The sequence below is a fragment of the Synechococcus sp. R55.7 genome (genome assembly GCF_047461955.1).
GTDB lineage: Bacteria > Cyanobacteriota > Cyanobacteriia > Thermostichales > Thermostichaceae > Thermostichus.
Genome location: NZ_JANSIC010000314.1, coordinates 1 through 1,965 on the forward strand (window position 1 = coordinate 1; position 1,965 = coordinate 1,965).

At 60.6% G+C, this 1,965-nt stretch carries 1 protein-coding gene and 1 pseudogene; one reads left to right on the forward strand and one right to left on the reverse strand.

All coding sequences use genetic code 11. The annotated features are described in order from the left end of the window. Window positions 1-443, forward strand: a pseudogene (locus tag NW820_RS12080) (hypothetical protein); the annotation flags it as partial. A 245-nt stretch (window positions 444-688) separates the two neighbouring features. On the opposite strand, the gene NW820_RS12085 reads toward NW820_RS12080, so the two are convergent. After that, complete coding sequence (locus tag NW820_RS12085) at window positions 689-1,831, reverse strand: AI-2E family transporter (RefSeq protein ID WP_414357479.1); 1,143 nt, start codon at window positions 1,829-1,831, stop codon at window positions 689-691. Window positions 1,832-1,965: the final 134 nt, after the last annotated feature.

Here is a 1,965-nt window from a genome sequence, read left to right on the forward strand (position 1 = left end):
CATTTTTTTTCAAGCACAAGACGCCAAACGCGAGCCGCCTCGGTCTCGTGGGCTCGGACAGGTGTAAAAGACCTACTCCGACGCCAACACCCAGCCCGACGCCCACACCCACACCCACTCCGACTCCAACGCCAGAGGCGACGCCCACGCTTGCACCTCGTCGCCAGCCGCGCTTTCAACTGGGCCGCCCCCGTCCGACACCAGAGGGGATCCCGGCTGTTCCAACGCCACCGCCCGTGGTGGCCACTCCTGAACCTGAGCTTACGCCTGAGCCCAGCCCAGAGCCCTCTCCGCAAGCTGTGCCCACTTCAACTCCCCAGCCTGTGGCTACGCCTTTGCCGCGCGTGACCCCTATCCCTTTCCAGGAGCGGCGAGTGCGCCAGCAGGGGTTGCGGCTTTTCCCGCCGGGACTCCACAGTCCGGCCTTGCCAGGTGAGCAATAGCGGGACGGAGTCCTTGAGTTGATAGAAAGTTGATAGAATGCCCTTCGCGCAGCGGGCCGTAGGTCTCACTGTTCTCCCAATGCCCCTCTGCCTGGGCGCACGGTTGCCGCTTGTTGGATTCTCGCTCGCGATAGCGGTGCGGGGCCTTTATACCGGTCAAGTCCTTCAGGGCAAGAACCGCTTTCTGCTCTCTTGGTCGCGTAGCTAGGCTGGTGTGGCTGAGCCAAGTCAGGAGCATTGCTCCCTTAACCATCTCGCACCGATTGCGGCGGCGGGATGGGATCCTGGGTGGAGCTCTGGATCCCATTCTCTCCACTTTCCAACCTGAGCAAGGGCCGCAATCGGGATCCCTGCCAGGGATCCAGGACATCCCGAATTAGCACCTCCTGAATCCACACCTGCAGGATTGCCGCCAAAGGCACGGCCAGGAACAGGCCCAGCACCCCAAAGAAAAAGGCTGAAGTAACTTGAGCTACTAGGGTTAGGGCGGGCAGGAGCGACACCTGTCGGGACATAACGATGGGGGTGAAGACGCTGCTTTCCAACTGCTGGATCAGGATATACAGCCCCAGCACTGCCAAGGACTTCCAAGGGGCATCCGTGAGGGCTACCAGCATGGGGGCTACCACGCTTAAGGTGGGGCCGATATTGGGGATGAAGTTGAACAATCCCGCCAGCACCGCATTGGCCAAGATCAGGGGCACCCCCAAAATCCACAGCCCGATCCCACTCAGCAGCATCACCAAGGTGCTGGTAAACAGGATCCCCATCAGCCACCCTCGCAGCGCCAGCTCACAGCGCTTGAGGATGTAGCGAATGCGGGGACGGTAAAAGGCCGGGAAAACCGAGACAAAAGCGCGACTGTAGGCTTGGGGATCCGCCAACAACAAAATGGTGAGGATGATTACAAACAATAGGTTGAGCAGGGTGCCAAAAAAGGCAGTGAAGGACTCGGAGAAAAAGTCGCGCACCTGTCGCACCAACTCGGTGGCCTGGGGCACCAAGCTATTGGCCAATTCCCGCAGCGTCGGCAGCTCAATATCCGTCGGCAAAGAGAGAATCAAGCTCTCGAACAGCCGCTGCGCTTGCACGATCCCGGCGGGCACCCCATCGGTAAACAGCCGCCGCAACTGCTCCGCCAGGGGGGGCACCACGATTAGCCCCACCAAGATCGCGGCCACCAAAACCGTCAAACTGGTGATGACAATTGAGGGGCCACGCCGAAAGCCGTAGCGCTGTGGGATCTGGGCCAAGGTATCCAATGCTACTGCCAACACAATGGCCGCGAACACCAACAGCAGGATCTGCCGGATCTGCCAAAGCAGAACTAGCAGGCCCAACAGCGCCCCTAGCCCCAGCCACTGGGCGAAGGTCACCCGCCAGCTCACCTCCTCTCTCGCCCGGTTGTCGCCTATTCTAGATGGGATCCCGACAAGTCCCATCGCTATTCGAGAACCCTGGATGCGCGATCCTGTCCCTTCAGCTAGAAATCGCAGGAGCCCCGCACTGTACCCGTAGGGTC